The sequence below is a fragment of the Streptomyces sp. CC0208 genome (assembly GCF_003443735.1).
GTDB lineage: Bacteria > Actinomycetota > Actinomycetes > Streptomycetales > Streptomycetaceae > Streptomyces > Streptomyces sviceus.
Genome location: NZ_CP031969.1, coordinates 811,863 through 837,177 on the forward strand (window position 1 = coordinate 811,863; position 25,315 = coordinate 837,177).

The window sequence follows — 25,315 nt, forward strand, 5'->3', positions numbered from 1 at the left end:
GTCAGCTGGAGTCGCGGTGCACGACCGTGGCACCCAGCACCGTGTGCGTCTCGGTCGCGGCGCCCGGTTCGCGCACCGCGCGGTCGACCAGTTCGGCGAGGTCACGGCCGGACGGGAGCTCGATGTGGACCGTGCTCAGCCTGGGCCGCAGCAGTCGGCCGAGGAGCAGGTCGTCGGCACCGATCACCGCCGTGTCCTCCGGGATGCGCACGCCCTCGTCCTGGAGGGCGCGCATTAACAGCATCGCGTATTCGTCGTTGTACGCGAACACGGCGTCGAGGCCGAGGTCCCGCCAGCGCGCGGCGAGCTTGGCCGCGGCCTGCTCCTCGTAGGCGAGGGGCAGCTCGGTCAGCGTGGCGTCCGTGCCCTGGAGAGCGCGGCGCACACCGGCGAGGCGGGGCAGCGAGAAGGCCTCCAGGCCGGACTCCTCGGGCACCACGACACCGATGCGGCGCCGGCCGCGGGCGTACAGGTGGGCGGCGGCGCTGTGGCCGACGCCCGCGTGGTCCATGAGCAGGGAGTGGGCCCCCTCGACCGCCTCGGGGGCGAGGGTGACCACGGCCCGGGCACCGGAGCGCCGCAGCAGGGCCACGCCCTGCGGGCCGAGTCCCACGCCGGGCACCAGGACGGCGACCGGGCGCAGCTCGGCCCAGGCGCGGGCCGCCTCGTCACCCTGGAGGCCGACACTGCCGTACTGGACGACCGTGTAGTCCAACCGGCCCAGGGCCCACTGGAGTTCGCTGATGAACTGGCTGTAGAGCGGGCCGACCGGGATGGACGGGGCGGGCATCAGGACCATCCGGCTGTGGCCGGCGCGCAGGCTGCGGGCGGCCGCGTGCGGCACGTACCCGAGTTCCTTGGCGGCCTCGTGGACGCGGCGGCGCGTGGGCTCGCTGATCCGGACGGCGCTGGTGTTGTTGAGGACGTAGGAGACGGTCGCACGCGAGACGCCGGCCACGCGGGCCACATCGGCGCTCGTGGGAACCGAGCGCGTGACGGAGGACGCGGACGTGTTCTGTATCTGCACCATGACGATCGTCATCTTTGCAGAAGCTGTGAAGGTGCTCACATGCGGGGCTACCGCTGTCGCTAGCGCAGCGGATCGGTGCCGGTCACCCGGGCGACGAGGTCGTTCCAGCCGGCCTCCAGGCGCTCCAACGGCATCTCGCACTGCCGGGTGAGGTGGTGGATGAGGGCGGGGTCGAGATACCCCATCAGCGTCTGGGCCAGAAGGTCGCAGTCGGCGTCCGGGAGGATCTGCCGCAGCAGCATGGTGGTGTGCATGTGCAGCGCGCGGGTCGACGGGTGGGAGTGGCGGCGGGTCGGTTCCGACTGTGCGGCCAGCAGCAGGTCCAGCTGTTCGGCGGAGCGGTACAGCACGGCCACGCCGAGCGCCCGCAGCCGGTCCACCGCGGGGGCACCGGGACCCAGCGGCGGCGGGCCGCCGAGGAAGTCCGCCTGGAGCGTGTGCGCGGAGTGGTCCAGCAGGGCCATGAGCAGTCCGGTGCGGTCGCCGAAGCGGCGGAAGACGGTTCCCTTGCCGACACCGGCCGCCGTGGCCACCGCCTCCATGGTGACTCCCGCCACCCCGTGCTCCGCGATCAGGCGGGACGCGGCCTCCAGCAGACGGGCACGGTTGCGGGCCGCGTCGGCGCGAAGGCAGGGCTCGTCGGGCGCGGAACCGACCTCCAGCAGTCGGGGCGTGTCGAAGGGCTCCTGAGGTTTCGGGAACGGCGGCAGGGTCGCGGACATGAAGCCAGCGTAAAGCATCGGGAAGAAAACTGGACCCCGGTCCGTTTAGGATGCTAGAAACGTAACCGGACCCCGGTCCGGAACATTACCGCCGTGTTTCAGTCCCTTTGGAGTTACGCATGTCTGTTCGCATCCTTGCGCTCGTCGGATCCCTTCGCGCCGGTTCGCACAACCGCCAGCTCGCCGAGGCGGCCGTCAAGCACGCCCCCGAGGGCGCGGAGGTCGTGCTCTACGAAGGCCTGGCCGAGATCCCCTTCTACAACGAGGACATCGACGTCGAGGGCAACGTCCCCGCGGCCGCCGCCAAGCTGCGTGAGGCCGCCCAGGCCTCCGACGCGTTCCTGTTCTTCTCCCCCGAGTACAACGGCACCATCCCGGCCGTCCTGAAGAACGCCATCGACTGGCTGTCGCGTCCGTACGGCGCCGGCGCCTTCGGCGGCAAGCCGGTCGCCGTGGTCGGTACCGCCTTCGGTCAGTTCGGCGGCGTGTGGGCGCAGGACGAGACCCGCAAGGCCGTGGGCATCGCCGGCGGCAAGGTGCTCGAGGACGTCAAGCTCTCCATCCCGGGTTCCGTGGTCCGCTTCGCCGAGACCCACCCGGCCGACGACGCCGAGGTCGCCGCGCAGCTGGCCGAGGTCGTCGCGCAGCTGCACAGCAACACGGGTGAGGCTGCCGCCGCCTGAACCTGCGGCGCGTGAACGGGTTTCCTGACAGGGGCCGGAGTGTGGGCACTCCGGCCCCTGTCGGGTTCTGTCTGCGGGCCGGTGGGGGCTGGTCGCGCAGTTCCCCGCGCCCCTGAGGGGCGCCCACCTCGACGTGTCTCAGGCCACCGCCGTGGGTGCCAGGTCTCGTAGTGCTGAAAGTGCGGCCGCGATCGCCGGGCGTTCGTGACCGCCGTTTCGGGTGCAGGTCAGGAGTTTTCGGTGCGGGTCGCCCGCGCACCGGACTCTCGTGATCGGCAGGTTCGGGGTGAGGTGGGCCAGGCGGGGGATCAGGGCCACGCCCAGGCGGTGGGCGACCAGGTGAGCGGTGACGTTCCAGTCCCGGGCGTGGTGGACCACGCCCGGGGTGAAGCCGGCCGCGCCGCAGGCCGACATGACGTGCGTGCGGCAGGGACTGTCCGCGAAGGGGGCGATCCAGTCCTCGTGGGCCGCGTCCGCGAGATCCACGCGGCCCCTGTCGGCCAGCGGATGATCCGCGGGGACGACCAGGTCGAAGGGGTCGTCCAGCAGGGGCTGCTGGTCGTAGCGGGTGTCGCTCAGGGGCGGGTTGTGCGGGGTCGCCTCCACGACCGCGAGGTCGATCTCCCCCTCGAAGAGCAGGTCGAAGCTCTCCGGTACGCCCGCCTCCTGGACGCTGACGGTCAGCCGGGGGTGCCGCTCGCGCAGCCGGGCCGCCATCGGGGCGAGCAGGGCCGACGCGGCCACGGACAGACCGCCCACCCGCAGCGGTCCCGCGGGCTCGCCGTGGTCGGCGCGCAGCTCGAGTTCGGCCTGTTCCCAGCGGGCCTGGATGGCGTCGGCATGCGCGAGCAGGCTCTCGGCGGCCGGGGTGAGACGGACCCCGCGCCCCTGGGGTTCGAGGAGGTCGACGTCCAGGTCGCGGGCCAGCTGGCGGATCTGCTGGGACGCGGCGGACGGGGTGAAGTGCAGGGCTCGGGCGGCCGCGGTGACCGTGCCGTAATGGGCCACCGCCCTCAGGACGTGGAGCCTACGCAGGTCAATCATGAAGCCCACGCTTCAAGGTCGGGTCCAGGAAGTCAACCTGGACGTGTACGAAGGCTCCGCCGCATGCTGGGCTGTGTCGCGACGGCCGTACACAGCCACGAGGTACGAGGAGTCACCATGACCAGCACGACCCGCGCCGTCTGCCCACACTGCGGCTGGCCGGACGGCGCCGAGCCCTTCCAGGTGGTGTCCCGGCACGGCACGGCGACGGGCGGCACGGTGTGGACCCGCTGCGCCTGCGGCTCGTTGCAGGTCCGCGTGAGCGACGGCGGCGGGACTCGCGTCGTCTCCCGCAGCCGGCCCTCCGCCGCGCGGGCGGGTTAGTCCAGTTCCGCGAGCCGCCGTACGGCGGGTGCCGTGAAGCGTTCGATCCACTCGGCGGGGGCGCCGGTGCGCGGGGCGAGGATGACCGTGTCGATGCCGAGCTTGGTGTAGCCGTTGATGTCCCGGGTGAAGGCGTCCAGGTCGCCGCCGTCGCCCTCGTCGACCGAGTAGGTCATGGTCTTGCGGATCTCGTCGTAGTCCCGCCCCTCGGTGTCACAGTGGCGGCGCAGCACGTCGAGCTTGTGCGTGACCTCCTCGGGCGAGGTGGCGAAGAGGTTGCAGGCGCCGGCGTACCGGGCGACCAGGCGGAGGGTCTTCTTCTCACCGCTGCCGCCGATCATGATCTCGGGGTGCGGGCTGCTGACCGGGGCCGGTACGCACAGGGTCTCGGCGAGCCGGTAGTGGGTGCCCTCGAAGGGGCCGTTGGCCGCCGGGTCCCACATCTGCAGGCAGATCCGCAGGGTCTCCTCCAGCCGCTCGAAGCGCTCGGCGAGGGGCGGGAACGGCACACCGAGTCCTTCGTGCTCCCGGTCGTACCAGGCGGCTCCGATACCGAGGGCGGCCCGGCCGCCGGAGAGCACGTCCAGCGTGGTCGCGATCTTGGCGAGCAGGCCGGGGTGGCGGTACGTCACTCCGGTCACCAGCGCGCCGAGCCGGACCGTCTCGGTGTGGGCCGCGAGGAAGCTCAGGGTCGAGTAGGCCTCCAGCATGGGGTCTTCGGCGCCGCCGTTGAACTCCATCTGGAAGTAGTGGTCCATCACCGACAGCCAGCTCACCCCCGCCGCCTCCGCCGCGGCACCGGCGGCGGCCAGCTCGGCACCGAGAGCCGGGGCGCCCGCGGGGTGGTTGAACCGGTTGATGTGCACGCCCACACGCATGTGCGTCTCCGTTCACGGGACCGTCACCGACCTTGGCGACGCTAGAACTTGGAGTGCTCTCGAAGTCAAGAGCGACGCGCCCCGCGGCACGCGCGTGACCGTCACGCCGTGCCGGTCACCTCCGCCTGCTCCTGCTTCTTCGCGACGCGCAGGCTCGTCAGGGTGGTGACCGTCAGGACGAGGACGATGAAGCCGAGGGAGAAGGGGATGCTGATCTCGGGGACGTGGACCCCGGACTCGTGGAGGGCGTGCAGGACGAGTTTGACGCCGATGAAGCCGAGGATGATCGACAGGCCGTAGGAGAGGTGGACCAGCTTCTTCAGCAGGCCGCCGATGAGGAAGTACAGCTGGCGCAGGCCCATCAGGGCGAAGGCGTTGGCGGTGAAGACGATGTACGGGTCCTGGGTGAGGCCGTAGATCGCGGGGATGGAGTCGAGCGCGAACAGCACGTCCGTGGAGCCGATGGCGAGCATCACGACGAGCATCGGGGTCATGACCCGCTTGCCGTTCTGCTCGATCCACAGCTTGGTGCCGTGGTAGCGGTCCGCCACACCAAAGCGCCTCTCCACCAGCTTCAGCAGCTTGTTCTCCTCGTACGCCTCGTCATGTCCGTCCTTGCGGGCGTCCTGGACGAGCTTCCACGCGGTCCAGATCAGGAAGGCACCGAAGAGGTAGAACACCCAGGAGAACGCGGAGATGATCGCCGCGCCGGCCGCGATGAACCCGGCGCGCAGCACCAGCGCCATCACCACGCCGACCATCAGCACCCGCTGCTGGTACTGCGAGGGCACCGCGAACTTCCCCATGATCAGGACGAACACGAAGAGGTTGTCGACGCTCAGGGACTTCTCGGTGATGTATCCGGCGAAGAACTCGCCCGTGGGTTTCCCGCCGCCGAAGAGGAGCAGTCCGAGTCCGAAGAGACAGGCCAGCACGACCCAGACGACGGTCCAGACGCCGGCCTCCTTCACGGACACGTCGTGGGGTTTGCGGCCGATGAAGAAGTCGGCGCCGACCAGGACGCACAATGCGACGACGGTCAGCAGCCAGACGGCGAGAGAGACGTTCACTGGTTCTCCTGTGCAGGGGGTATCGACAGCGTTGTCACCACCAGGGATCCCTTCCACCTACGGCAGGTGAACAACAGGTCACGCCATGGCAAGGAATCGCAGGTCACACAAGACCACGGCGGAATCTCGACGCGGGATCCTGGACCGAACGTCGTGTACGCCGACGGGCGGCTGCCGTCGAGATCAACGTCCACCACTCCACGCTCCAGGACCGCTGTCCCACGCGGAACATCTGCTGGGCGGGCAGCCGCGCACGCCTCACTGACTCATCGGAACTCGTGCACGACTTCGATCGGGCCGACGATGTGCGCGTTGAACTCGTCGAGTTCCTCGGCCGGGACCCACAGTTCGAGGATCGTGCGGCCGCCCGCCTGCTGAACGGGATAGCGGCTCAGGAAGTCCGACTCGACCTCGAAACGGGTCACGAAGCCGGCGCCGTCGTGCTTGACGTTCCAGTCCCTGGCGATCTTGATCGCGTAGTCCTCGTCGAGGACCGGGTAGAAGATCGGCTGCTCGGGCAGCCTCGGCGGCCAGGCGCGCCAGTCGAGCTCGCGGACCAGGTCCAGCTCCTTGGGGCCGGTCGGGCGCCAGAGGGTCGTGGTGGAGGACCGGGTCGTCATCGGAGTCGCTCTCTCTGGGGGTGGGCGGGTAAAAGTGCGGATGCGGATGCGGGTAGTTGCGCACGCACTATAGAAGCAGACGCTGAAAGTTTCAGTGATGCAATATCCTGGGCGTATCCGTATCGGGACGGAGGAAGCATGCCTTATGACCGCCACAGACCCCTCGCTCACCGCCCTCGCCCAGGGCTGGTGCGCGCTCTCCCTGCTGCACGGACGGATCGAGGCCCACATCGAGAAGGCCCTGCAGTCCGCCCACGACCTCAGCGTGCGCGAGTACTCCCTGCTCGACGTCCTGGGCCGCCAGCACGACGGCGAGGGCGGGCATCTGCAGATGAAACAGGTCGCCGACGCCGTCGTCCTCAGCCAGAGCGCCACCACCCGCCTGGTCACCCGCCTCGAGGACCGCGGCCTGCTCGCCCGCTACCTCTGCCCCACCGACCGCCGCGGCATCTACACCGACGTCACCGACACCGGCCGCACCCTCCTCGAACAAGCCCGCCCCACCAACGAGAAGGCCCTCCGAGAAGCCCTCGACCAAGCCGCCACCCACCCCGAACTCGCCCCCCTGGTAAGGGCTTTGGAAGCCCACGGCGTGGCGGCCTGAGCCAGTCCCCGTTCAGTCCGTACGCGGAGGCACCCGCGCGCTGGAGTTCACCGTCGAAGGGAATGCGGCGCGTTCCTTTGAGCGGCGCGCCGAAAGGGCCGTACAAAGGGGCGCGGACGGCCTCGCCGACCGTCCTGACGTGGTGAACAGCACAGGTCGTGCGGCCGTGGCTGTCGTTGACGCTCCCTCGGACGCGACCGTAGAAAGGGCCGCATGAGCCTGCCGCAGTTTCCCCTGTCCGGAGTCACGGTGGTCAGCCTGGAGCAGGCCGTGGCCGCGCCCTACGCGACCCGCCAGCTCGCCGACCTCGGCGCCCGGGTGATCAAGGTGGAGCGGCCGGGCGACGGTGACTTCGCCCGCCGCTACGACACGACCGTGCACGGCCACTCCAGCTACTTCGTGTGGCTCAACCGGTCCAAGGAGTCGCTCACCCTCGATCTGAAGGACCCGCGCGGCCTGGAGATCCTGAACCAACTCCTCGACGACGCCGACGTGTTCGTCCAGAACCTGGCTCCGGGCGCGGCCGACCGGCTGGGCCTGGGCGTGGACGTCCTCGCCGAGCGCCGGCCGCGGCTGATCCCGTGCACGATCTCCGGGTACGGCACGAACGGCCCCTGGGCCGACCGCAAGTCGTACGACCTGCTGGTGCAGTGTCAGACCGGCCTGGTGTCGCTGACCGGGACCGCCGAGGAGACCGCGCGGGTCGGGATCTCCGTCGCCGACATCGCGGCCGGGATGTACGCCTACAGCGGCATCCTGACCGCCCTGTACACCCGCGCCACCACCGGCAGGGCCCACCCGGTGGAGGTGTCCCTGTTCGAGGCACTGGCCGAGTGGATGAGCCAGCCGGCCAACTACACCCGCTACGGAGGCAGTCAGCCGCCGCGTCTGGGCACCCAGCACGCCACCATCGCCCCGTACGGCGCCTTCACGGCCGCCGACGGCAACGACGTCCTCTTCTCCATCCAGAACGAACGCGAGTGGATCGTCCTGTGCGCCGATTTCCTACGGCGGCCCGAGCTGGCCGAGGATCCGCGCTTCGCCACCGGCTCGGCCCGGGTCGCCCACCGCGAGGAACTCAACGCGGTGGTCGCCGAGCGGATCGCGCGCTCCGACGCCCCGCAGGTCCTGAAGGACCTGGAGGGCATCGGCATCGCCTGCGCCGGGGTCAATGACGTCGCCGCGTTCCTCGACCACCCGGTCCTGGCCGCCCGCGGCCGCTGGCACGAGGTCGCCGTCCCCGGCGGGGCCACGGTTCAGGCGTTGCTGCCCCCTGCCGACCTGGCGGGACTGCCCGCCCGCATGGACCCGGTGCCGGGGGTGGGCGAGCACACCGAGGCGATCCTCAGGGAGCTCGGCCGGTCCGGCGAGGACATCGCGGCGCTGCGGGCCGACGGGGTCGTGTGAGCCCGACCCGGTCCCAGGGGGGACGCCTTTCGGGAACCTCACCCCTCCCGGGAGTCACCAGGGCAGCGGGCCCTTGACGTCGAAGTAGCCGCCGGTCGGGCCGTCCGGGGCCACCTGTGCCATGCGGACGATGATCTCGGCGCCCTCCGCCACGGTCTGCGTGCCCGTGTTGCCGTTCAGGTCGGTCTTGGTGAAGCCGGGTTCCACGGAGTTGATCCGCATGGCCGGGAAGGCCTTCGCGTACTGCACGGTGAGCATGTTGACCGCGGTCTTGGACGTCGGGTAGGCGATGCCCGGGTAGAAGTGTGCGGGGTGGTCCGGGTCGGAGAGGTGGGTCAGCGAGCCCAGCCCGCTGCTGACGTTGACCACGACGGGGGCGGCCGAGCGCTGGAGCAGCGGCAGGAAGGCGTGCAGGACGCGGACGACACCGAAGACGTTCGTCTCGAAGGTGGTGCGCATCTGGTCGGCGGTCACGGTCGCCGCGACCGGCACGCTGTTGTCCTCGGTCCGGGTCTCGATGCCGGCGTTGTTGATGAGGACGTCCAGGCCGCCCGCGGCCTCCAAGGTCTTGGCCGCGGCCTCGACGGAGGCGTCGTCGGTGACGTCGAGCTGCACGAACCGCGCGCCGAGCTCGTCGGCGGCGCGGCGCCCGCGGTCGGCGTCACGGGCGCCGACGTAGACGGTATGGCCCGCTTCGACGAGCCGGCGGGCGGTCTCGAAGCCGAGGCCCTTGTTCGCTCCGGTGATGAGTGTTGTCGTCATGCCACCCAGGTTGCTGTGCCGTGGCGGGGGCAGCCAGAAGACCCTTCTTCCTGGGACTGGCGGTACCAGGCACATCCGCGGCCCACGGTGTTGACTGAGGAGCATGGCGGCAACAGAACTGGGACAGGCGCTGCGACGCTGGCGCGACCGGGTCCCCCCGGACGCGGCCGGGCTCCCGTCCGGGGGCCATCGGCGCGCGGCCGGGTTGCGGCGCGAGGAACTGGCCCTGCTGGCCGGCATCTCGGCCGACTACATCACGCGGCTCGAACAGGGGCGCGCGGCCAACCCGTCCGTGCAGGTGGTCGAGGCGCTGGCCCGGGCGTTGCGGCTCTCGGGGGACGAGCGGACGTACCTCTTCGGTCTCGCGGGACTGGTGCCGCCGGGCCCCGACGTCGTGCCCGGCTTCATCACGCCCAGTGTGCAGCGGCTGCTGGACCGGCTGGTCGACACCCCCGTGGCGGTCTCCGACGCGGCCATGACGCTGCTGCTGGCCAACCCGATGTACGCGGCCCTGATGGGTGATCCGTCCGTCCTGCGCGGCTTCGAACGCAACGGCGTGTGGCGCAACTTCACGGGCATGCCGACCCGGGTACGGCACACCCCGGAGGAACGGCTCGCCTTCGAGGCGGGGATGGTCGCCGAACTGCGCGCCACCGCTGCCCGCTACCCCGCCGACCGTCAACTCGCGCTGCTGGTGGCGGAGTTGCGCACCAGAAGCGAGAGGTTCGCCGAACTGTGGGACGCCGGGGTGGTGGGCCGTCTCGCCGCCTCGCACAAGACGATCGAGCATCCGCAGGCCGGCACGCTCACGCTCGACTGCGACCTGCTCCGGGTGGAGGAGAACGACCTCCACATCCTCGTGTACTCGGCCGAGCCCGGCACCGAGGCCGCCGAGAAGCTGCGGCTGATCTCGGTGCTGGGCACGCAGAGCCTGGTGGAGAGCGGCTAGCGCGGCTTTTGGGGGCCGCCGGGATGCCGCACCGCGACGGCGGGCGAGCCCGGCGACGTCCGGCTCTGCCCGGGAGGCCGGGCCGCGCTCACCGCCGCCCCCGGCACGGCGCCGCGACACGCTGTCCCCGCTCCTCACCAGCCACGACGACACCCCCGAGCCCCGAAACGCGAACGGAATGTGACCCACCCCACGATAGATACGCTCCCGTTTCGATAGCGCCGGGTCTAGTCTGAGCTCAACGAGAACGAAACCGTTTCGTTCAGCATGCTTCTCCGCTGGACGAGGATGGAGCACGCCATGACCAGCGTCCTCATCGCCACCGGCCAGTCACTTCAGCGTGTCGGCCTTCGAATGCTCCTCGAGTCCCAGCCCGACCTGACCGTCGTCGGCGAGGCGGCTCACGGGCCGGAAGCGGTCCGGCTGAGCGCCCTGCTCCGACCGGACATCGTCCTGCTGGACGGCCGCGACACCGGCACCGGCACCGGCACCGGCACGGACACAGTGGAGACCGTCCGCCGCCTCGTCCAGGCGCCGGACGGGCACGCCCCGCACGTCCTGTTGCTCACCACGAGCGACGACGCCCACCCGTACGGCGCCCTGCGCGCCGGAGCCGCCGGACATCTTCGCGAGGACGCCACCGCCGACGAACTGGTCGCGGCCGTCCGGGTCGTGGCCGCCGGTGACGTCGTCGTCTCCCCCGGACTCGCCCGCGCCCTCATCGACGCCGTCCGCAACCGGCGCGCCGTCGAGAACTCCGTGCCGGGCAACCGGCTGGGCACCCTCACCGGACGCGAGCGCGACGTGCTCACCGCGGTTGCCTCCGGCGAGTCCAACGCCGAGATCGCCGACCGGCTCTGCATCGCCCCGACCACCGTGAAGTCCCACGTCAGCAACATCCTCACCAAGATCGGCGCCCGCGGGCGGGTCCAGGCGGTGGTGTTCGCCTACGAGTCAGGACTGGTCCGGCCCACACAGCAGCACGTCCTGCACGCCTGAAAACCCTCTTCCAGGTTCCCGTCCCCGATCAAGCCGCCGTATAGCCGAGTTGGCGCCTCATGTACGGCGTCATGAGGGTCTTCGCCTTGGCCAGGGTGCTGGTGCGGCTGCCCAGCACCGCCGTCTCGCCGCCCGGCACCGGCAGCATCGTCACGCCGTCGGCGGCGCCGAAGGGCACGATCAGCGGGGTGCGGTGGAAGGGCCGGTACAGGCGGGGCTCCTTGCGGTGCCGGCCCGAACTGTTCAGGTGCGTGCGGATGTTCCAGGCGGCGAGGTCTGCCTGGGCGAGCGCCGCCGGGGTGATCTTGAGCTCGGTGGCGTCGTTGACGTCGCCGACCGCGAAGACGTCCAGCTGCCCCTCGGCCCGCAGCGAGCGGTCGACCTTGACATGCCCTGAGGGCGTGAGCCAGTCGCCGTGTCCGCCCAGGCGCAGCCAGAGCGTGTTGGGGGTGGTGCCGGTGGCCCAGAAGGAGAGGTCCGCGGTGATGACGTCGCCGCGGGCGTCGCGGTAGGTGCCGAAGTCGTTGCCCGGGGACATGAAGGAGTCGAGCCGTACCTCCACGTTGTGGGACTCCAGCCAGGCGCGCGCCTTGCGGCCGGCCCGTTCGCTGCCCGTGCTGCTCAGCAGCGCGGGGCCGGAGTGCGCGAGCGTGACCCGGGCGTCCGGCCGGGCCAGCCGGATCTCGGCGGCGAGTTCGACACCGGAGGGCCCGCCGCCGACGACCAGGACATGTTCGGCGAAGGCGATCTTCTGCTGGTGCTCGGCGAAGGACTTCATCGCCTCCTCGGTGGTGGTGCCGGCGAAGCGGGCCGGTTCCGGGTAGTCGGCGCCGGTCGCGATCACCACCACGTCGTAGGGCAGCCGCGTGCCGTCGGCCAGCACGACCCGTCGCTCGGCGGTGTCGATGCGCAGCACCTTGCCCACGACGACCTGGCCACGGTTCAGCAGCCGGTCGTACGGGATGAAGGGGGTCGCGCTCCACTCCTTGCGAACTCCCGCCCGCAGGGAGGAGATACGGTGGAAGAAGACCTCCTTGCGGTCCACCAGCGTGACCCGGGCCCTCGTGTCCAGTCGTTTCGCCAGCCGGACGCCCGCATAGCCGCCGCCGATCACCACTACGTCGCCGTCACTCACACCGAGTCTCCTGAACCGTGGGGGGAGGGAGTGCCATGGCGGACGAGCCGCTCCCCCGAGCACTCGGATGACGGCGAGCGTAACGCTTGAAACATAAAGTTTTGGTTCGGTCGTGTGAGTTTTCCGTGGAGAACGTCCTCCTCGGTTCGGCCCTCGGCCCGCGTATCAGTCGAGCTCGTAGTCGAGCCAGATCCGGTGGGTGCCGTCCGCGTCGACCGTGAGACCCCCGGTGCCGGAGATCCCCGCCAGGTCCCCGGTGCCGCTGGAGGGGACGATCGTGAAGAACTCCGCGGTGCGGTCGCTGCCGGAAGTCGTCGCCGAGTGCGCGAAGTTGAAGGCGCCGGACCGGTCGTGCACCGAGCCCTCGAAGGACTCCATGGCCACATAGGTGCCGACGCCGGACTCCTGGTCGTACGCGGCGGTGAACAGGGTCGCCGAGCGGCCGGCGACCTCGCCCTCGAAGTGCTTCTCCATCGTCGCGACGCCGACCGGGAGCCCGGTGGCCACGGCGGGCTCGGGCGTCAGCTCGGTCGGGACGAACGCCTTCACGCTGAATGTTCCGTCGGCTCTCATGGGCCGACCGTACCGACCGGGTCTGACAATGCCCGGCTGTCCGTCCCGTCTACTCCGGCGGGGTCGGCGTGTCGTGGGTGCGGTACATCGCCTGGACGTCCAGTTCCAGCTGGACCGTGGGACCGACGACCGCGATGCCCCGGGCGAGCATGGACCTCCAGTTGAGGGTGTAGTCCTCGCGGTGCAGTTCGGCCGTCGCGAGAGCCGCACAGCGCAGTTCCTCGCCGTAGCCGCCGTTGACCGTGCCCAGGTAGGTCGTGTCGAGGGCGACCGAGCGGCTCACGCCGTGCATGGTCAGGCTGCCCTGCAGGGTCCACTTGCTGCCGCCCCGGTAGGCGAAGCGGCTGCTGACGAAGTCGATGTGGGGGAAGCGTTCCACGTCGAGGAAGTCGGCGGAGCGCAGGTGGTTGTCGCGGGTGGTGTTGCCCGTCGTGATGCTGGCGGCGTCGATACGGACCTGGACCCGGGACTGGGACATGTCCTGCGCGACCTGGATGCCGCCCTCGAAACGCTCGAAGCGGCCGTGGACGTGCGCCATGCCGACGTGCTTGGCGATGAAGCGGATCGCGGTGTGCGGCGGATCGAACAACCAGACACCGGGCGAGGGCAGTTGGAGCGCCTGGGCCGGCTGGAGCCAGACCCGCTCGGCGGGGCCCGCGCCGCTCGGCCCGACCTCGACCGTCTCACGGTGCGGCTGGAGCCCCTCGGCCGCGGCCATCAGGCTGTAGCGGCCGGGCGGCAGTACGGCCACGAAGTAGCCGTAGGGGTCGGTCGTGCCGCGGGCCGCGACCCGGTGGGTGTCGAGGGCGGTGACGGTGACGTCCGCGCCCGGCATGGGCGAGCCCATCGGGTCGACGATCTCGCGGGCCACGGCGCCCGCGCCTTCGGGGAGGGGGACGGAGAGGCCCGCCGCCTCGGCAAGGGCAGCCTTGGACCGCCGGCGCCTGAGGAGTGCGAGGGCCATGATGTTCACCTTTCTTAGGGGACGTGCTGTTGTGCTGCGGGACTCACGGTCGACGGCCCTCGTAGGCCGCCTGGAGTACCTCCCGCACGCCTTCCGCGGTCACGGGACGCGGGTTGGCGTACGGCTGCCCCGCCACCTGTACGGCCGCCTCCGCCAGATCGGTCTCCCGGAGACCGAGTTCGGCGAGGGAGCGCGGGGCGCCCAGGCGTCCGGCCAGGTCCCACAGGGCGCTTGGCGGGTCGTCGGCACCGAGTGCCCGGCCCAGCGCGGTCAACGCGTCGGGAGCGGCGGAGGCGTTGTACGCGAGCGCGTACGGCAGGACGACCGTGTGCGTCTCGGCGTGCGGCAGGCCGAAGGTGCCGCCCAGGACGTGGCACAGCTTGTGGTGCAGGCCCATCGTGGTCGCCCCGAGGCACGCCCCGCACAGCCACGCCCCGTACAGCGCCCGGCTGCGCGCCTCCAGGTCCTCGGGGTCGACGGCCAGCAGCGGCAGCGCCTCGGCCGTCGCCCGTACGCCGTCCTCGGCCATCAGCGCGATCAGCGGCGAGGTGTCCGGGGCGTAGAGCGCCTCGACCGCGTGCGCGAGGGCGTTGACGCCGCTGGTCACGGTGAGCGGCACCGGCAGGGAGAGGGTGAGTTCGGGGTCGTAGACGACACTGCGGGGCTGGACCCTCGGGTCGCGGCCGGTGCGCTTCGCGCCGCCCTCGGTCAGGCCCCAGACGGGGGTCATCTCGGAGCCCGAGTAGGTCGACGGCACGGCGATCAGGGGCAGTCCGGTGCGCAGGGCGATCGCCTTGCCGAGGCCGATGGAGGAGCCGCCGCCGACCGCGACGACACCGTCGGCCCCGGCCTCCTGGGCCACCGCCACGGCCCGGTCGGCGTCCTCGACGGGTACGTGCATACGCGCTTCGGCGTGCAGTGCCGCGCAGGAGTCGCCGAGCGCGTCCGCCACCGCCCGCGCGACGGCCTCGCCCCGGCTGCCGCACACCACCAGGACCCGCCGCAGGCCGAGGTGTTCGACCTCTGCGGGGGTCGCGGTCACGGCGGCGCCCGGCCGGAACACGACCCGCACGGGACGGCTCTCGTAGGTGAAGTCGCCCATGAACGTCATGCGTTCGGCTCCAGTACGAGGTCGAAGCGGGCGTGCCGGAAGGGGCTGGGCATGCCGAACTCCGCGGCCAGGGACGGGTCGTCGGTCGTCGCGAAGTCCTGGACCAGACTCTTCTTCACGGCGAAGACGGCGTCGGAGTCGAGGTAGTCGCTGCCCGCGACGAAGATGTGGGTGGTGACGGGGGTGTGGCCCTCGGCGCCGACGATGAAGTGGATGTGCGCGGGCCGGTAGGGGTGCCGGCCCGTCGCGCGCAGCAGGTCACCGACCGGGCCGTCGGTGGGGATCGGGTAGGGCGCCGGGACGCAGGTGCGGAACCAGAAGCGGCCCCCGGCGTCGGCGGTGAACAGTCCGCGTCCGTTGCCCGCGGGCTGTACGTCGGGCTGCTGGACGTCGTAGAAGCCCCGGTCGTCGGCCTGCCAGACGTCGAGGACGGCGCCGGGCAGCGGGGTGCCGTCCGCCGACAGGACCCGGCCGCTGACCACACAGGGCTCGGCGCCGCCGACCAGGTCGATGTCGTCGCCGAGTTCCCGGACGGGCGACTCGGTCATGTGGAAGGGGCCGAGCACGGTGGACTCGGTGGCGCCCGGTACGCGGTCGCCGTTGACGGTCTCGACGAGCATGGAGAGGCCGAGGACGTCCGACAGGAGGATGAACTCCTGCCGGGTGTCGGTGCACTTCTGCCCGGTCGCCGTCAGGAAGGCGATCGCCTGTTCCCACTCCTCCTGGGTGAGCCGGGTCTCGCGCACGAAGTCGTGCAGATGACCGATCAGACCGGCGAGCAGTTCGCGCAGTCGTGGATCGGCGCTCGCGTGGAGGCTCGCGACGGCCTCCTCGGTGACGCTGGTTCCGATCGCGTCGCTGGTCATCCCGGCTCCTCGTGCTCGACGGCGTTCCGCTTCTGCCATGGTCGCGCGTTCTCAGGCGTGACCGAGGATCCGCCGCAGCGCGTCCGAGAGCAGCGCCTCGGCGTCCGGGGCGGCACTCGCGTGGCGGAAGGCGACGAACCCGTCGGGCCGTACCAGCAGGACGCCGGCGTCGGAGATCTCGCTCAGCCGCGCCCAGTCGCCGTACGGGTCCTCGTACTGCTGCCCGGGACCGACGACCACGGTGGCGATCTCGACGTCCTGCGCCTCGGCGGCCCGGATCCAGCCCTCGCCGCCGATGCCGGTCAGCAGGGTGAAACGGCCCTTCCCGACGGTGTCGAGGGTGGAGAGGGTGCGGGTGCCGGAGGTGAGCCAGGCGTGCGGGATGCGGGCGCCGGGGCGGGAGGTGGGCTGGTGGTGCAGCTCGGGGTCGCGGGCGAAGGTCTCGTCGGGGGTGCCGTCGGGGACGATCGCCTCGGAGGCGTAGCGCTGGTTGAGGTCGACGCCGTGCGCGTTGAACTCGTACACCTTGAAGGCGATGGCCTCGCGCAGCCTGGCTCGCTGCTTCTCGGCGGCCTCGGTGGCGTCCTTGCGGGCGGCGATGTTGGCCCACAGCTGTTCGGGGGTCTGCGGGGAGAGTCCGTCGAGGGCCTCGAAGATCGGGGCGGTCTCGCCGATGGACCGGTTGGCCCGGGTGACGACCTGCTTGCCGACGGGGGCGCGTTCGGCCGTGTAGGTGTCGAGGAGCTTCGGTGCGGCCGTGCCGTCGAGGACGAGCTTCAGCTTCCAGGCGAGGTTGTAGGAGTCCTGGATGGACGTGTTGGAGCCGAGGCCGTTGGACGGCGGATGGCGGTGGGTGGCGTCTCCGGCGCAGAAGACACGGCCGGCGGAGTAGGTCTCCGCGTACATCTCGTTGACGGTCCACGCCGAGGACGACTTGATCGTCACGGGGATCTCGTCGTCGCCGACCAGCTGGCGTACGACGGACTCGGCGTACTCGGTGGTCAGGTCGGGGGCGCCCGCCGTGACGTCGTACCCCCACACGATCAGCCACTCGTTCCAGGGCCGCACACAGCGCACCAGGCCCGCGCCGATGCCGCCGACGGTCGCGCCCGGGGCGAGGACCCAGTAGAGGGTGGAAGGCCGGTGGGCGGTGTACTTGGCGAGATCCGCCTCGAAGACGATGTTGATGCTGCCGGCCACACCCATCTGGCCGCTCATCGGAAGCCCGGCGTCCGCGGCGACCCTCGAACGGCCGCCGTCCGCACCGATCAGGTACTTCGCGCGGATCTCGTACGTGTCCCCGCGCAGCCGGTCCCGCACGGTGGCGGTCACGCCGTCGGCGTCCTGGGCGTGGGAGAGGTACTCGGTCTGGAAGCGCAGGCTGGTGCCGCGGGCGACGGCCGCGTCGACGAGGACCGGCTCCATGAGGTGCTGCGGCATGTCGCACATGCGGGTGGGACTGGCGAGTTCGTGGGCGGCCTGGACGAGCGGGTCGTTGCCCCAGGAGCGCACCCGGCCCAGCTCCTCGCCGGCCAGGCCGGTACAGAAGGTGGTGTTGCCCATCAGGTGCTGCGGGGTCGCCTGCGCGATGACGTCCTGCTCCACACCGAGGTCGCGCAGCACCTCCATCGTCCGCTGGTTGGTGATGTGCGCGCGGGGGGTGTCGGCGAGGCTCGCGTAGCGGGTCACGACGATGTTGGACACGCCGTAGGTGCTCAGCGCGAGCGCGGCCGAGGCTCCGGCCGGCCCACTGCCTACGATCAGGACGTCGGTCTCGACGACGGTGGACACGAGGCGCTCCTGGCGGGGGCTCACGGATGGCGGACGGTATTGATCATGGTGGGGTTCGGCCCGGTGCGGGTGTCTCAAAACGAGTCAATTGGTTGCGCGGCGGGGTGGGCGGCTCGGCGAGCGTGGGGGTGACGGCGTGCCCCCCCGTCCGGGCAGTCGCCGTAACCGGCACCGGGGTGCCGCCCCGGGGTGCCGCCCCGGGGTGCCGTCCCGGGGTGGTCGTTGTCCGTTCAACTGAAACCGCTACGGTGGGTGGGTCGTGACCACCACAGAGCCCTCCCCCGCAGTCCACGCCCGCCCACCGCTGCGAGTGGCGCGCGAGCGCTTCCTGGCTGGGCGCCCGCTGCCCGACGGTGTGCCGGAGGAGGTCCTCGCGGCGTGGCGGCGGGCCCGGTTCTTCGGGGTGCCGCACGACCTGAAGGAGCCCGCCGCCGATCCGCCCCGGCCGACCGAGTCGGCGCTGCTCGGCGCCGCCCGTCCGGTGCTCGAACGGATCGCCCCCGCGCTGGGCGCCGGCCACTGCGTCCTCCTCCTCACCGACGCGCGGCTGCGCGTGCTGTGGACGTCCGGGAGCACGCCCGGACTCGCCCCGTGCCCGGGGCTGTCGGAGCAGGAGGTCGGTCACAACAGCGCGGCCCTCGCCCTGCGCAGCCGGCGCCGGGCCGAGGTGCACGGGCCCGAGCACTTCCTCGACGTGTGGCAGGACGTGTCGGCGGTCAGCGTCCCGGTTCTCGCGCCGAAGAGCGGTCAGGCACTCGGCACGCTCACCGTCGCCTCCCGCCTGTGCGGCGGACACCCGCCCCACCCGCAGGCTGCGCTCGTCGAGGCCGCCGCCGCCGCGGTCGAGGCGGCACTGCTGGCCCGCGCGGGACGCCCCGAACAGGTCCTCCTGGACGCCTACTCGCGCGCCGCGCGAGGAGAGAGCCGCGCGGTGGCCGCGCTGGACGGCCGCAACCGCCTGATCAGCGCGGCGGCGGAGCGGCTGGCGACCCCGCAGGTGCTTCGGGTTCTCGAGCGTACGGCGATGGCGGCACGGCACACGGATGCGCCGGCGATCGCCGAGTTGCCCGAAGGAGCGGGGTGCAGCGCCCGGATCGACCTGGTGCGTCAGGAGGGCGCGGTCGTGGGGATCGTGGCCGTCCTGGAGCCGCGGGACGAGACCACCCCGAGGCCCCGGCCACGCCCGCTGCCCTGTCTGACCGGCTCCTCCCTTCCGTGGCGGTACGCCGTGGAGCGCGCGGCCGAACTGGCCCGCTCCCCCGAACCCGTGCTGCTGACCGGTGAACGGGGGACGGGGAAGACCGCGCTGGCCCGGGAGTTGCTGGGACCAGGCGACCTTCAGCTGATCGACGCGGCCGAACACGGCGATCTCGAAAGGGACTTGGCGCACTGGGCGGCCGGGAGCCCCCTGCTCCTCCGGCACGCCGAGCGGCTGACGCAGCCCGCCGTGGCCACGCTGAACTCCCTGCTCGACACGCACCCGGACGCCCGGCTGCTGATCACCCACACCCCGGGAACTCCGCCCGGCCCCTGTCTCCAGCGGCTCCTCGACAAGCTGGCCGCCCGCACGGTCGTACTGCCGTCGCTGCGGGAACGCACCGAGGACATCAGGGAGTTGCTGTCGGCCCTCGCGCCGCGACCCGCGCCGGGAAGTCCTCCACTGACCTGGACCCTGGACGCCCTGCGCGCGCTCGAACAACATCCGTGGCCCGGGAACGTCACCGAACTGGCCCATGTGGTGCAGGCGTTGGCGGAACACCGGCGGGCCTCAGGACCGGTCCGCAGGGCCGAACTGCCGGACACCGTACGGGAGGGCCCCGCCGCCCGGCCGCTCAGCCCGATGGAACACGCCGAGCGCGCCGCGATCCTGGAGACCCTGCACCGCCACGGCGGCAACAAGTCCCGCGCGGCGGCGGCACTCGGCATCGGGCGGGCGACGCTGTATCGCAAACTGCGGGAGTACGAGGGCTGACGCCGGGGTCGACCGTGATGGGCGGCGAGCCGGAGGTGGCCGCCGTGATCGACGGGGAGGGCCGCCGTGGTGGACCGCGCCGCGCCCACCCGGTACCGGTACCCCACCCCGCCCCCGCCGCACACAAGAAAGGCGCTGAGCGGACGGCCCCGACCGGCGGGGCGCCGCTCCGGGCCGGTCCGGGCCTGCATACCGTAGAGACAGATCACCACCTGCCCGGGAGCGCGCATGACCGGTAGCCGCCGTAAGAGACCCGGCGACACCTTCGACGCCATCGAGCCGCCGGGCGACGCCGAACTGGTCGCCGGGGTGGCGGGCGTGACAGCCCTGGTCGAGGTCCTCGGCGTGGTGTCCGGGTCCGAGGTGTGGCTCCTGGGGCTCCTGGTGTTCCTGCCGGGCGCTGCCTCAGCCCTGGGAACGGTCCGGCAGACCACGTTCGTCGCCGTGTGGACGACCGTCGTCGTCACCGCCAGCGTGCTGGTGCGGGACCGCGACGGGGGCCACTGGTTCGACCGGCTCCTGCTGATCCTGTTCACCGTCGTCCTCGCCGCGACCTCCGTCTACGGATGCCATCGCCGGATCAGACGCGAGGACGCGATGCTGCGGCTGCGCTCCACCGCCGCGGCCATGCAGCGGCACATCCTGCATCCCCTCCCCCTGTTGACCGACGACGTCCTGGTCAACGGCGTCTACGAGCCGCTCCAGGAGGAGCGGCTGGTCGGCGGGGACATCTACGACGTCGTCGACTCGCCCTTCGGGACCCGGGTGCTGATCGGGGACGTGCAGGGCAAGGGGCTCGCCGCGGTGGGCTCCGCGTTCGCCGTCATCGGCGCCTTCCGGGAGGCGGCCCATCGCGAACCCACCCTCACGGCGCTCGTGGACGTCCTGGACGCGGCCGTGGTGCGGCACAACTCGTATGCCGCACACACCGGCGACGACGAACGCTTCGTCACCGCCCTCATCATCTGCGTCGACGCGGAGACCGAGGTGCAGGCCGTCAACTGCGGACACGTCCTGCCGCATGTGCTGCACCACGGGACGGTCAGCACGCCCGAGCTCGATCCCGGCGTCCCGCTGGGCCTGGCCGAGCTCGCCCACGAGCCCACCACCGTGGGCTGGTTCGACTTCCCCGAGGGCGCGACGCTGCTGCTGAGCACCGACGGCCTGACCGAGACCCGCTCCGACGACGGCACCTTCTACCCCGTGGACGAGCGCCTGTCGACGTACGTCGGCCTCTCCCCCACCGAGCTGCCGCAGGCCCTGCACGAGGACGCCCGCGCGTTCGCCGGCCGCGGCGGCCCGCACGACGACGTCGCCGTCCTGACGGTCCGCCGCTCCCCGCGTCAGTGAGGCCGCTCAGCCGTCCGCCAGTGCACCGAGCGGCTCAGGAGGGGAACTGCTCGTAGAACCCGAGCGTCTCGGTCACGGCGGTGATGCCCGGCACGATGCGCTCGACGAGGGCGGCGCGCGGCCGGCCGGCAACGGCCGGATGCCGGCGGTGAGTTCGCCGGAGACACGCAGGGCCTGCGGCGCCAGGGCGGCGACCGGGTTCGGCACCGGCGGAGTCCGGGCACCGCGCGGCCGACGAGCGCGGCCGCGAGGGACCGGAAGTCGCCGGGCCGGGCGCCCGAGCCGCCGCCTCGCCGTGGGCCGGTGACCCCGGCGGGGTGCGCGGCCGCCGTAGCATCGGCTCCATGGACAAGCTTCCGCCGCAGGCCGACGGCTCTCTCGACGCGGAGGCGGACGCGTTCCAGCGACTGCGTCCCCGGCTTTTCGGGATCGCGTACCGGATCCTGGGCAGTGTGTCCGAGGCCGAGGACGTGGTGCAGGACGTGTGGCTGCGGTGGCAGGACACCGACCGGAACACGGTGTTCAATCCCGGGGCGTTCCTGGCGAAGATCACCACCCGGCTGGCGATCAACGTGGCCCAGTCGGCGCGGGTGCGCCGGGAGGCGTACGTCGGGCCGTGGCTGCCGGAGCCCGTGGACACCAGTGTGGATCCGCAGGTCGGCGCGGAGCGCGGCGAGGCGCTGGAGCTGGCCGTGCTGCTGGTCCTGGAGAAGCTGAATCCCGTGGAGCGGGCGGCCTATGTGCTGCGGGAGGCGTTCGACTACCCGTACGACGAGATCGCGGGCATCGTGCAGCTGACCCAGGCCAACGTGCGGCAGATCGTCAGCCGGGCACGCAAGCGGCTGTCCGCCGAGCGCCGGGGTCCCGTCGACACGGCGGAGCACCGCCGGCTGCTCGACGCCTTTGTCGCGGCGGCGCGGCACGGTGACGTGGCGGCTCTGGAGAGCGTGCTGTCGGCCGACGTGGTCGCCTACGCGGACGGCAACGGGCTGCGCGGCGTGGCACGCCTGGAGGTGGTGGGCGCGGGCCGGGTGGCCAGGATCAGCGCCTTCGTCGACAAGCTCATCCCGGGGGCCGAGTTCGCCTTCGCCGAGGCCAACGGCCTGCCCAGCCTGCTCATCCGCAAGGACGGGGTGACCGTCGGCCTGGTGAGCGCCACGGTCGGGGCGGACGGCATCGACGGCCTGTACTGGGTGCTGGCGCCGGAGAAGCTCCGGGCGTACGAGCGGTCGTCGGACCGGCTCGTACGCCAGGAGCCCTAGACCCGGTGCGGCCGCCGCGGGGCCGTGTCGTCCGTGCCCTCGGCGGCCGGACCCCGTCATCCCCCTGCTCACCCGGCCCGGCCCCTCCTGGTGCGGAGCGGTGACCCGGAGCCGGTCCGGTCCGCGGCCGGGGTCAGTTCCGCTTGAGCCAGTCCTCGTAGCGGGTGGCCGCCGTGTCCACGGTGTCGTCGCCGGTCAGGACGCCGTCCGGGATGCCCGCGAACATGCCGGCGTTCTCGTCGGTGACGACGGAGCGGCCGTCCGGCTTCGCCGCCAGGGTGATCTCCGCGAGCCGGTCCAGGCGGTGGATCTCGGGGCCCGCCTTCAGGCGCAGGCCGTTCACGGGCTCGCCCTGGGCCGTCTCGGCGACGACGGCGGCGACGTCCGCGGCGGCGATCGGGCGCAGCTGCGTGGAGGGCAGGTGCACTTCCTGGCCCTGGGTGGTCAGGTCCATCACCGGCGCGACGAACTCGAAGAACTGCCCGACCCGCACGATGCTGAAGGGCACGCCGCTCGCGCGCACGGCCTCCTCCTGGGCGACCTTGGCCAGGTAGTAGCCGAGCTCGGGCACCTCGTCGACGCCGATGATGGAGAGCGCCACATGGTGGCGGACACCGGCTTCCCGCTCCGCCGCGGTGAGATGGCGCATGGCCCGTGTGAAGAAGTCGAGGGCGGCCTCCTTCTCGAAGGACGGGGAGTTCGCCACGTCCACGACCACGTCCGCGCCCTTGAGCACCTCCGCCAGGCCCTCCCCGGTGAGGGTGTCGACGCCCGTGCTGGGCGCGGCCGCCACGGCCTCGTGACCGCGGTCCTGGAGCAGGCTCACCACCTGCGACCCGATGCGGCCCGTACCTCCGACGACGACGATCTTCATCTCTGTCTCCTTCTTGTGTTCGGGATTCCCCAAGCAGGACAGGACGGCGGCGGAATCTGTGACAGTGGGGCGGCATCCGACGTGGACGAAACGGCCGACAGCGGGCCGATCTGAACAACCACCCCGGTGCGCCGCGTTCTTAGGGGTGGACGCGAGGCGAACCAGAAGCGTGAGGCCAACTTGTCGAACACACCGACTGACACCCGCCGGGGCTGGGGAACCCGCAACTGGCGCGTGGCCAGAAAACTCCAGGCCATCCTCCTCATCCCGGTGATCGTGGCTCTTGTCCTCGGCGGCATACGGGTCAAGCGCTCCGTGGACACCTGGCAGGACGCCGACGACGCGGTCCGCGTGGCCGAACTGGTCCAGGCGGCGAACAAGTACGCCAGCGACGCCATCGACGAGCGCGATGTGTCGGTCATCCCCCTGGTCAAGGGCGACCGGACATCGAGCGTCGTCGCAAAGGCCCGCACGGTCACCGACACGGACGCGAGGACGTTCGACGAGGCGGTGCGGCGGATGCCGCAGACCGCGGGACTGTTGCGCCGGGTCGAGCTCGTCCGCATCGGCGAGAAGCAGCTCGCGTCCGTGCGCGCGAACGCCTTCACCTCCCGGCTGACCGGCGTGCAGACCGAGGAGAGCTACCACGCCGTCCAGCACCCGCTGATGGAGCTCTCCAACGAGCTCGGCTTCGGCAGCAGCAACCAGGCGAGCTTCGGCCGCACCCTGTACGCCGTCTCCCTCACCCAGGCCGCCGAGTCCCTGATCCGGGCGATCGGCACCCACCTCCTGGTCGAGGACCGCGGCAAGCTCGCCCCGGGCGAACTGCAGTCCCAGCTCGGCTCGTTCACTTCTTACGTCTATCTCGAACAGGTCGCGCTCCAGGAGTACGCCGGCGCCGGCACCGCCGGGGACATGACCCGGCTGCGCAAGGCGCTGTCCGACGCGGAGAAGCGGGGCAGGGAACAGGCCGCCGAGGCCCGGACGCAGGCCGAGGCGGCGGGGAGGACCTTCGTGGCCCCGCCGAGCCTGGAGAAGATGGCCGGCGAGATCGCCTCGGGCAAGTCGGCGGCGCAGCTCGCCGCGCAGGGCATCACACCCGAGACGTTCTTCGCCGCCTCCACCCTCAGCTTCGACGCGTACCGCGGTGTCGAGGTGTACCTCACCGACAGCGCGCTGGCGGACGCCCACAGCATCGCCGACGACGCCCGCAACGACGCCGTCCTCAACGCGGCCCTGGTACTGGCCTCGGTCCTCGCCGCGTTCCTGCTCGCCGCCTGGGTGGCCCGGACGATGAGCAGCAGCATGCGCCGGCTGAGCGCCTCGGCCCACGAGATCGCCCAGCAGCGTCTTCCCGCGCTGCTCACCCAGCTCACCCGGGCCATCCCCGGCCGGGTCGACGCCCAGGTGGCGACGATCCCGATCACCACCACGGACGAGATCGGCGAGGTCGCCCGCGCCTTCGACCACGTGCACCGCGAGGCCGTCCGGCTCGCCGCCGAACAGGCCCTGCTGCGCGCCAACATCAACACGATCTTCAGCAACCTGGCCCGCCGCAACCAGTCCCTGATCGAGCGTCAACTCGCCCTGATCACCAGCCTGGAGGGCAAGGAGGCCGACCCGGACCAGCTGGAGAACCTCTTCAAGCTGGACCACCTCGCCACCCGTGTGCGCCGCAACGGCGAGAACCTCCTCGTGCTCGGCGGCGAGACCCCCGCCCAGCAGTGGGACCAGCCGCTGCCCCTGGTCGACGTGATCCGCGCCGCGGCCTCGGAGGTCGAGCAGTACGAACGGGTCGAGCTGTCGGGTGTCCCGGAGGCCGAGATCCACGGCCGCGCGGTGACCGACCTGGTGCACCTGCTGGCCGAGCTCCTGGAGAACGCGACGACGTTCTCGCCGCCGCAGTCCTGGGTCCGGGTCACCGCGGCGCGGCTGCCCGACGGCCGGATCATGGTCGAGATCCACGACCGGGGCATCGGGCTGCCGCCGGAGGAGCTGGCCGACATCAACCACCACCTGGCCGAGCCGCCCACCGTGGACGCGGCGATCTCCCAGCGCATGGGCCTGTACGTGGTCGGCCGGCTCGCCGACCGGCACGGCATCCGCGTCCAACTGCGCCCGTCCGAGGAGGGACAGGGCACGACGGCTCTGGCGATGCTCCCGGACACGATCACCTATCGAGGACCGGGAACGGAGTCCGACGTCGACACCATGGCCCTGGCGGCCTACGCCGACACCGGCTTCCCCGAGGGCACCGCCCGCGGGTACGAGGCCTGGAACGACAGGTAGGCGGCCGCCGACACCGGCGGCCTGCCCGTACGGCTG

At 71.6% G+C, this 25,315-nt stretch carries 24 protein-coding genes; 10 read left to right on the top strand and 14 right to left on the bottom strand.

The features are described 5' to 3' along the window. Position 1: 1 nt before the first annotated feature. Complete coding sequence (locus tag D1369_RS03760) at positions 2-1,042, bottom strand: LacI family DNA-binding transcriptional regulator (protein WP_118082256.1); 1,041 nt, start codon at positions 1,040-1,042, stop codon at positions 2-4. Positions 1,043-1,089: 47 nt separating this feature from the next. Then, positions 1,090-1,770, bottom strand: a complete 681-nt coding sequence (locus tag D1369_RS03765) for a TetR/AcrR family transcriptional regulator (protein ID WP_007386479.1) — start codon at positions 1,768-1,770, stop codon at positions 1,090-1,092. 101 nt (positions 1,771-1,871) lie between these two features. Between D1369_RS03765 and D1369_RS03770 the strand changes: the two genes are divergently transcribed. Then, a complete protein-coding gene (locus D1369_RS03770; RefSeq protein ID WP_007386478.1) occupies positions 1,872-2,435 on the top strand; it encodes an NAD(P)H-dependent oxidoreductase in 564 nt (187 codons plus the stop codon). 138 nt (positions 2,436-2,573) lie between these two features. On the opposite strand, the gene D1369_RS03775 is transcribed toward D1369_RS03770, so the two are convergent. Continuing rightward, entirely contained in the window at positions 2,574-3,479 is a 906-nt protein-coding gene (locus D1369_RS03775; protein ID WP_118083115.1) for a LysR family transcriptional regulator, read from the bottom strand. Between the two features lie 117 nt (positions 3,480-3,596). Between D1369_RS03775 and D1369_RS03780 the strand changes: the two genes are divergently transcribed. Then, entirely contained in the window at positions 3,597-3,803 is a 207-nt protein-coding gene (locus D1369_RS03780) for a hypothetical protein (protein WP_037902259.1), read from the top strand. Here the strand turns inward: D1369_RS03780 and D1369_RS03785 are convergent. The 3 genes from D1369_RS03785 to D1369_RS03795 form a co-directional block, all read right to left on the bottom strand. Beyond that, complete coding sequence (locus tag D1369_RS03785; RefSeq protein WP_007386477.1) at positions 3,800-4,681, bottom strand: LLM class F420-dependent oxidoreductase; 882 nt, start codon at positions 4,679-4,681, stop codon at positions 3,800-3,802. The genes D1369_RS03780 and D1369_RS03785 overlap by 4 nt on opposite strands. 101 nt (positions 4,682-4,782) lie before the next feature. Continuing rightward, positions 4,783-5,751: a TerC/Alx family metal homeostasis membrane protein gene (locus D1369_RS03790; RefSeq protein ID WP_007386476.1), complete on the bottom strand. Its 969-nt coding sequence runs from the start codon at positions 5,749-5,751 to the stop codon at positions 4,783-4,785. Positions 5,752-6,017: 266 nt separating this feature from the next. After that, a complete protein-coding gene (locus D1369_RS03795; RefSeq protein WP_007386475.1) occupies positions 6,018-6,371 on the bottom strand; it encodes a hypothetical protein in 354 nt (117 codons plus the stop codon). A gap of 145 nt (positions 6,372-6,516) precedes the next feature. Between D1369_RS03795 and D1369_RS03800 the strand changes: the two genes are divergently transcribed. Next, positions 6,517-6,975, top strand: coding sequence for a MarR family transcriptional regulator (locus D1369_RS03800; protein ID WP_007386474.1), 459 nt, complete (start codon positions 6,517-6,519; stop codon positions 6,973-6,975). Between the two features lie 213 nt (positions 6,976-7,188). Further along, positions 7,189-8,382: a CaiB/BaiF CoA-transferase family protein gene (locus D1369_RS03805; protein ID WP_007386473.1), complete on the top strand. Its 1,194-nt coding sequence runs from the start codon at positions 7,189-7,191 to the stop codon at positions 8,380-8,382. A 54-nt stretch (positions 8,383-8,436) separates the two neighbouring features. Here the strand turns inward: D1369_RS03805 and D1369_RS03810 are convergent, their stop codons facing one another. Next, positions 8,437-9,144: an SDR family oxidoreductase gene (locus tag D1369_RS03810; protein ID WP_007386472.1), complete on the bottom strand. Its 708-nt coding sequence runs from the start codon at positions 9,142-9,144 to the stop codon at positions 8,437-8,439. A gap of 103 nt (positions 9,145-9,247) precedes the next feature. Here D1369_RS03810 and D1369_RS03815 point away from each other — a divergent pair, with 103 nt between their 5' ends. Both D1369_RS03815 and D1369_RS03820 read left to right on the top strand, forming a co-directional pair. Then, the gene (locus D1369_RS03815) at positions 9,248-10,093 is read left to right on the top strand and encodes a helix-turn-helix transcriptional regulator (protein ID WP_007386471.1); all 846 of its coding nucleotides are present in this window, start codon (positions 9,248-9,250) and stop codon (positions 10,091-10,093) included. A gap of 300 nt (positions 10,094-10,393) precedes the next feature. Continuing rightward, entirely contained in the window at positions 10,394-11,092 is a 699-nt protein-coding gene (locus D1369_RS03820) for a response regulator transcription factor (protein WP_007386470.1), read from the top strand. Between the two features lie 28 nt (positions 11,093-11,120). On the opposite strand, the gene D1369_RS03825 is transcribed toward D1369_RS03820, so the two are convergent. The 6 genes from D1369_RS03825 to D1369_RS03850 form a co-directional block, all read right to left on the bottom strand. Further along, positions 11,121-12,227, bottom strand: a complete 1,107-nt coding sequence (locus tag D1369_RS03825) for an FAD-dependent oxidoreductase (RefSeq protein WP_007386469.1) — start codon at positions 12,225-12,227, stop codon at positions 11,121-11,123. A 165-nt stretch (positions 12,228-12,392) separates the two neighbouring features. Continuing rightward, a complete protein-coding gene (locus tag D1369_RS03830; protein WP_037902257.1) occupies positions 12,393-12,800 on the bottom strand; it encodes a DUF3224 domain-containing protein in 408 nt (135 codons plus the stop codon). Positions 12,801-12,849: 49 nt separating this feature from the next. Beyond that, a complete protein-coding gene (locus tag D1369_RS03835) occupies positions 12,850-13,764 on the bottom strand; it encodes a YceI family protein (RefSeq protein WP_007386467.1) in 915 nt (304 codons plus the stop codon). Positions 13,765-13,807: 43 nt separating this feature from the next. Then, positions 13,808-14,875 (bottom strand): maleylacetate reductase, encoded by a 1,068-nt coding sequence (locus tag D1369_RS03840; protein WP_118082257.1) that lies wholly within the window; start codon positions 14,873-14,875, stop codon positions 13,808-13,810. Then, positions 14,872-15,741: an intradiol ring-cleavage dioxygenase gene (locus D1369_RS03845; RefSeq protein ID WP_037902254.1), complete on the bottom strand. Its 870-nt coding sequence runs from the start codon at positions 15,739-15,741 to the stop codon at positions 14,872-14,874. The genes D1369_RS03840 and D1369_RS03845 overlap by 4 nt, the downstream gene beginning before the upstream one ends. Before the next feature lie 51 nt (positions 15,742-15,792). Beyond that, entirely contained in the window at positions 15,793-17,532 is a 1,740-nt protein-coding gene (locus D1369_RS03850) for an FAD-dependent monooxygenase (RefSeq protein WP_118082258.1), read from the bottom strand. Between the two features lie 259 nt (positions 17,533-17,791). On the opposite strand from D1369_RS03850, the gene D1369_RS03855 reads away from it, so the two are divergent. From D1369_RS03855 to D1369_RS03865, 3 genes are all read left to right on the top strand, one after another. Then, entirely contained in the window at positions 17,792-19,504 is a 1,713-nt protein-coding gene (locus tag D1369_RS03855) for a helix-turn-helix domain-containing protein (RefSeq protein ID WP_118082259.1), read from the top strand. A 228-nt stretch (positions 19,505-19,732) separates the two neighbouring features. After that, positions 19,733-20,854, top strand: a complete 1,122-nt coding sequence (locus D1369_RS03860; protein WP_118082260.1) for a PP2C family protein-serine/threonine phosphatase — start codon at positions 19,733-19,735, stop codon at positions 20,852-20,854. Positions 20,855-21,198: 344 nt separating this feature from the next. After that, on the top strand, positions 21,199-22,116 hold the full coding sequence (locus tag D1369_RS03865) for an RNA polymerase sigma-70 factor (RefSeq protein ID WP_118083116.1): 918 nt from the start codon (positions 21,199-21,201) through the stop codon (positions 22,114-22,116). A gap of 133 nt (positions 22,117-22,249) precedes the next feature. Here D1369_RS03865 and D1369_RS03870 read toward each other — a convergent pair whose 3' ends face one another. After that, positions 22,250-22,990, bottom strand: coding sequence for an NAD(P)H-binding protein (locus D1369_RS03870; protein WP_007386460.1), 741 nt, complete (start codon positions 22,988-22,990; stop codon positions 22,250-22,252). 234 nt (positions 22,991-23,224) lie between these two features. Between D1369_RS03870 and D1369_RS03875 the strand changes: the two genes are divergently transcribed. Beyond that, on the top strand, positions 23,225-25,279 hold the full coding sequence (locus D1369_RS03875; RefSeq protein WP_037902246.1) for a nitrate- and nitrite sensing domain-containing protein: 2,055 nt from the start codon (positions 23,225-23,227) through the stop codon (positions 25,277-25,279). The last annotated feature ends 36 nt before the right edge of the window (positions 25,280-25,315 follow it).

What these genes read in the sequence shown, in the direction of transcription:
- D1369_RS03760 (WP_118082256.1), bottom strand. Translation starts at nt 1,042, where the DNA reads ATGACGATCGTCATGGTGCAGATACAGAACACGTCCGCGTCCTCCGTC.
- D1369_RS03765 (WP_007386479.1), bottom strand. Translation starts at nt 1,770, where the DNA reads ATGCTTTACGCTGGCTTCATGTCCGCGACCCTGCCGCCGTTCCCGAAA.
- D1369_RS03770 (WP_007386478.1), top strand. Translation starts at nt 1,872, where the DNA reads ATGTCTGTTCGCATCCTTGCGCTCGTCGGATCCCTTCGCGCCGGTTCG.
- D1369_RS03775 (WP_118083115.1), bottom strand. Translation starts at nt 3,479, where the DNA reads ATGATTGACCTGCGTAGGCTCCACGTCCTGAGGGCGGTGGCCCATTAC.
- D1369_RS03780 (WP_037902259.1), top strand. Translation starts at nt 3,597, where the DNA reads ATGACCAGCACGACCCGCGCCGTCTGCCCACACTGCGGCTGGCCGGAC.
- D1369_RS03785 (WP_007386477.1), bottom strand. Translation starts at nt 4,681, where the DNA reads ATGCGTGTGGGCGTGCACATCAACCGGTTCAACCACCCCGCGGGCGCC.
- D1369_RS03795 (WP_007386475.1), bottom strand. Translation starts at nt 6,371, where the DNA reads ATGACGACCCGGTCCTCCACCACGACCCTCTGGCGCCCGACCGGCCCC.
- D1369_RS03800 (WP_007386474.1), top strand. Translation starts at nt 6,517, where the DNA reads ATGACCGCCACAGACCCCTCGCTCACCGCCCTCGCCCAGGGCTGGTGC.
- D1369_RS03805 (WP_007386473.1), top strand. Translation starts at nt 7,189, where the DNA reads ATGAGCCTGCCGCAGTTTCCCCTGTCCGGAGTCACGGTGGTCAGCCTG.
- D1369_RS03810 (WP_007386472.1), bottom strand. Translation starts at nt 9,144, where the DNA reads ATGACGACAACACTCATCACCGGAGCGAACAAGGGCCTCGGCTTCGAG.
- D1369_RS03815 (WP_007386471.1), top strand. Translation starts at nt 9,248, where the DNA reads ATGGCGGCAACAGAACTGGGACAGGCGCTGCGACGCTGGCGCGACCGG.
- D1369_RS03820 (WP_007386470.1), top strand. Translation starts at nt 10,394, where the DNA reads ATGACCAGCGTCCTCATCGCCACCGGCCAGTCACTTCAGCGTGTCGGC.
- D1369_RS03830 (WP_037902257.1), bottom strand. Translation starts at nt 12,800, where the DNA reads ATGAGAGCCGACGGAACATTCAGCGTGAAGGCGTTCGTCCCGACCGAG.
- D1369_RS03835 (WP_007386467.1), bottom strand. Translation starts at nt 13,764, where the DNA reads ATGGCCCTCGCACTCCTCAGGCGCCGGCGGTCCAAGGCTGCCCTTGCC.
- D1369_RS03840 (WP_118082257.1), bottom strand. Translation starts at nt 14,875, where the DNA reads ATGACGTTCATGGGCGACTTCACCTACGAGAGCCGTCCCGTGCGGGTC.
- D1369_RS03845 (WP_037902254.1), bottom strand. Translation starts at nt 15,741, where the DNA reads ATGACCAGCGACGCGATCGGAACCAGCGTCACCGAGGAGGCCGTCGCG.
- D1369_RS03860 (WP_118082260.1), top strand. Translation starts at nt 19,733, where the DNA reads ATGACCGGTAGCCGCCGTAAGAGACCCGGCGACACCTTCGACGCCATC.
- D1369_RS03865 (WP_118083116.1), top strand. Translation starts at nt 21,199, where the DNA reads ATGGACAAGCTTCCGCCGCAGGCCGACGGCTCTCTCGACGCGGAGGCG.
- D1369_RS03870 (WP_007386460.1), bottom strand. Translation starts at nt 22,990, where the DNA reads ATGAAGATCGTCGTCGTCGGAGGTACGGGCCGCATCGGGTCGCAGGTG.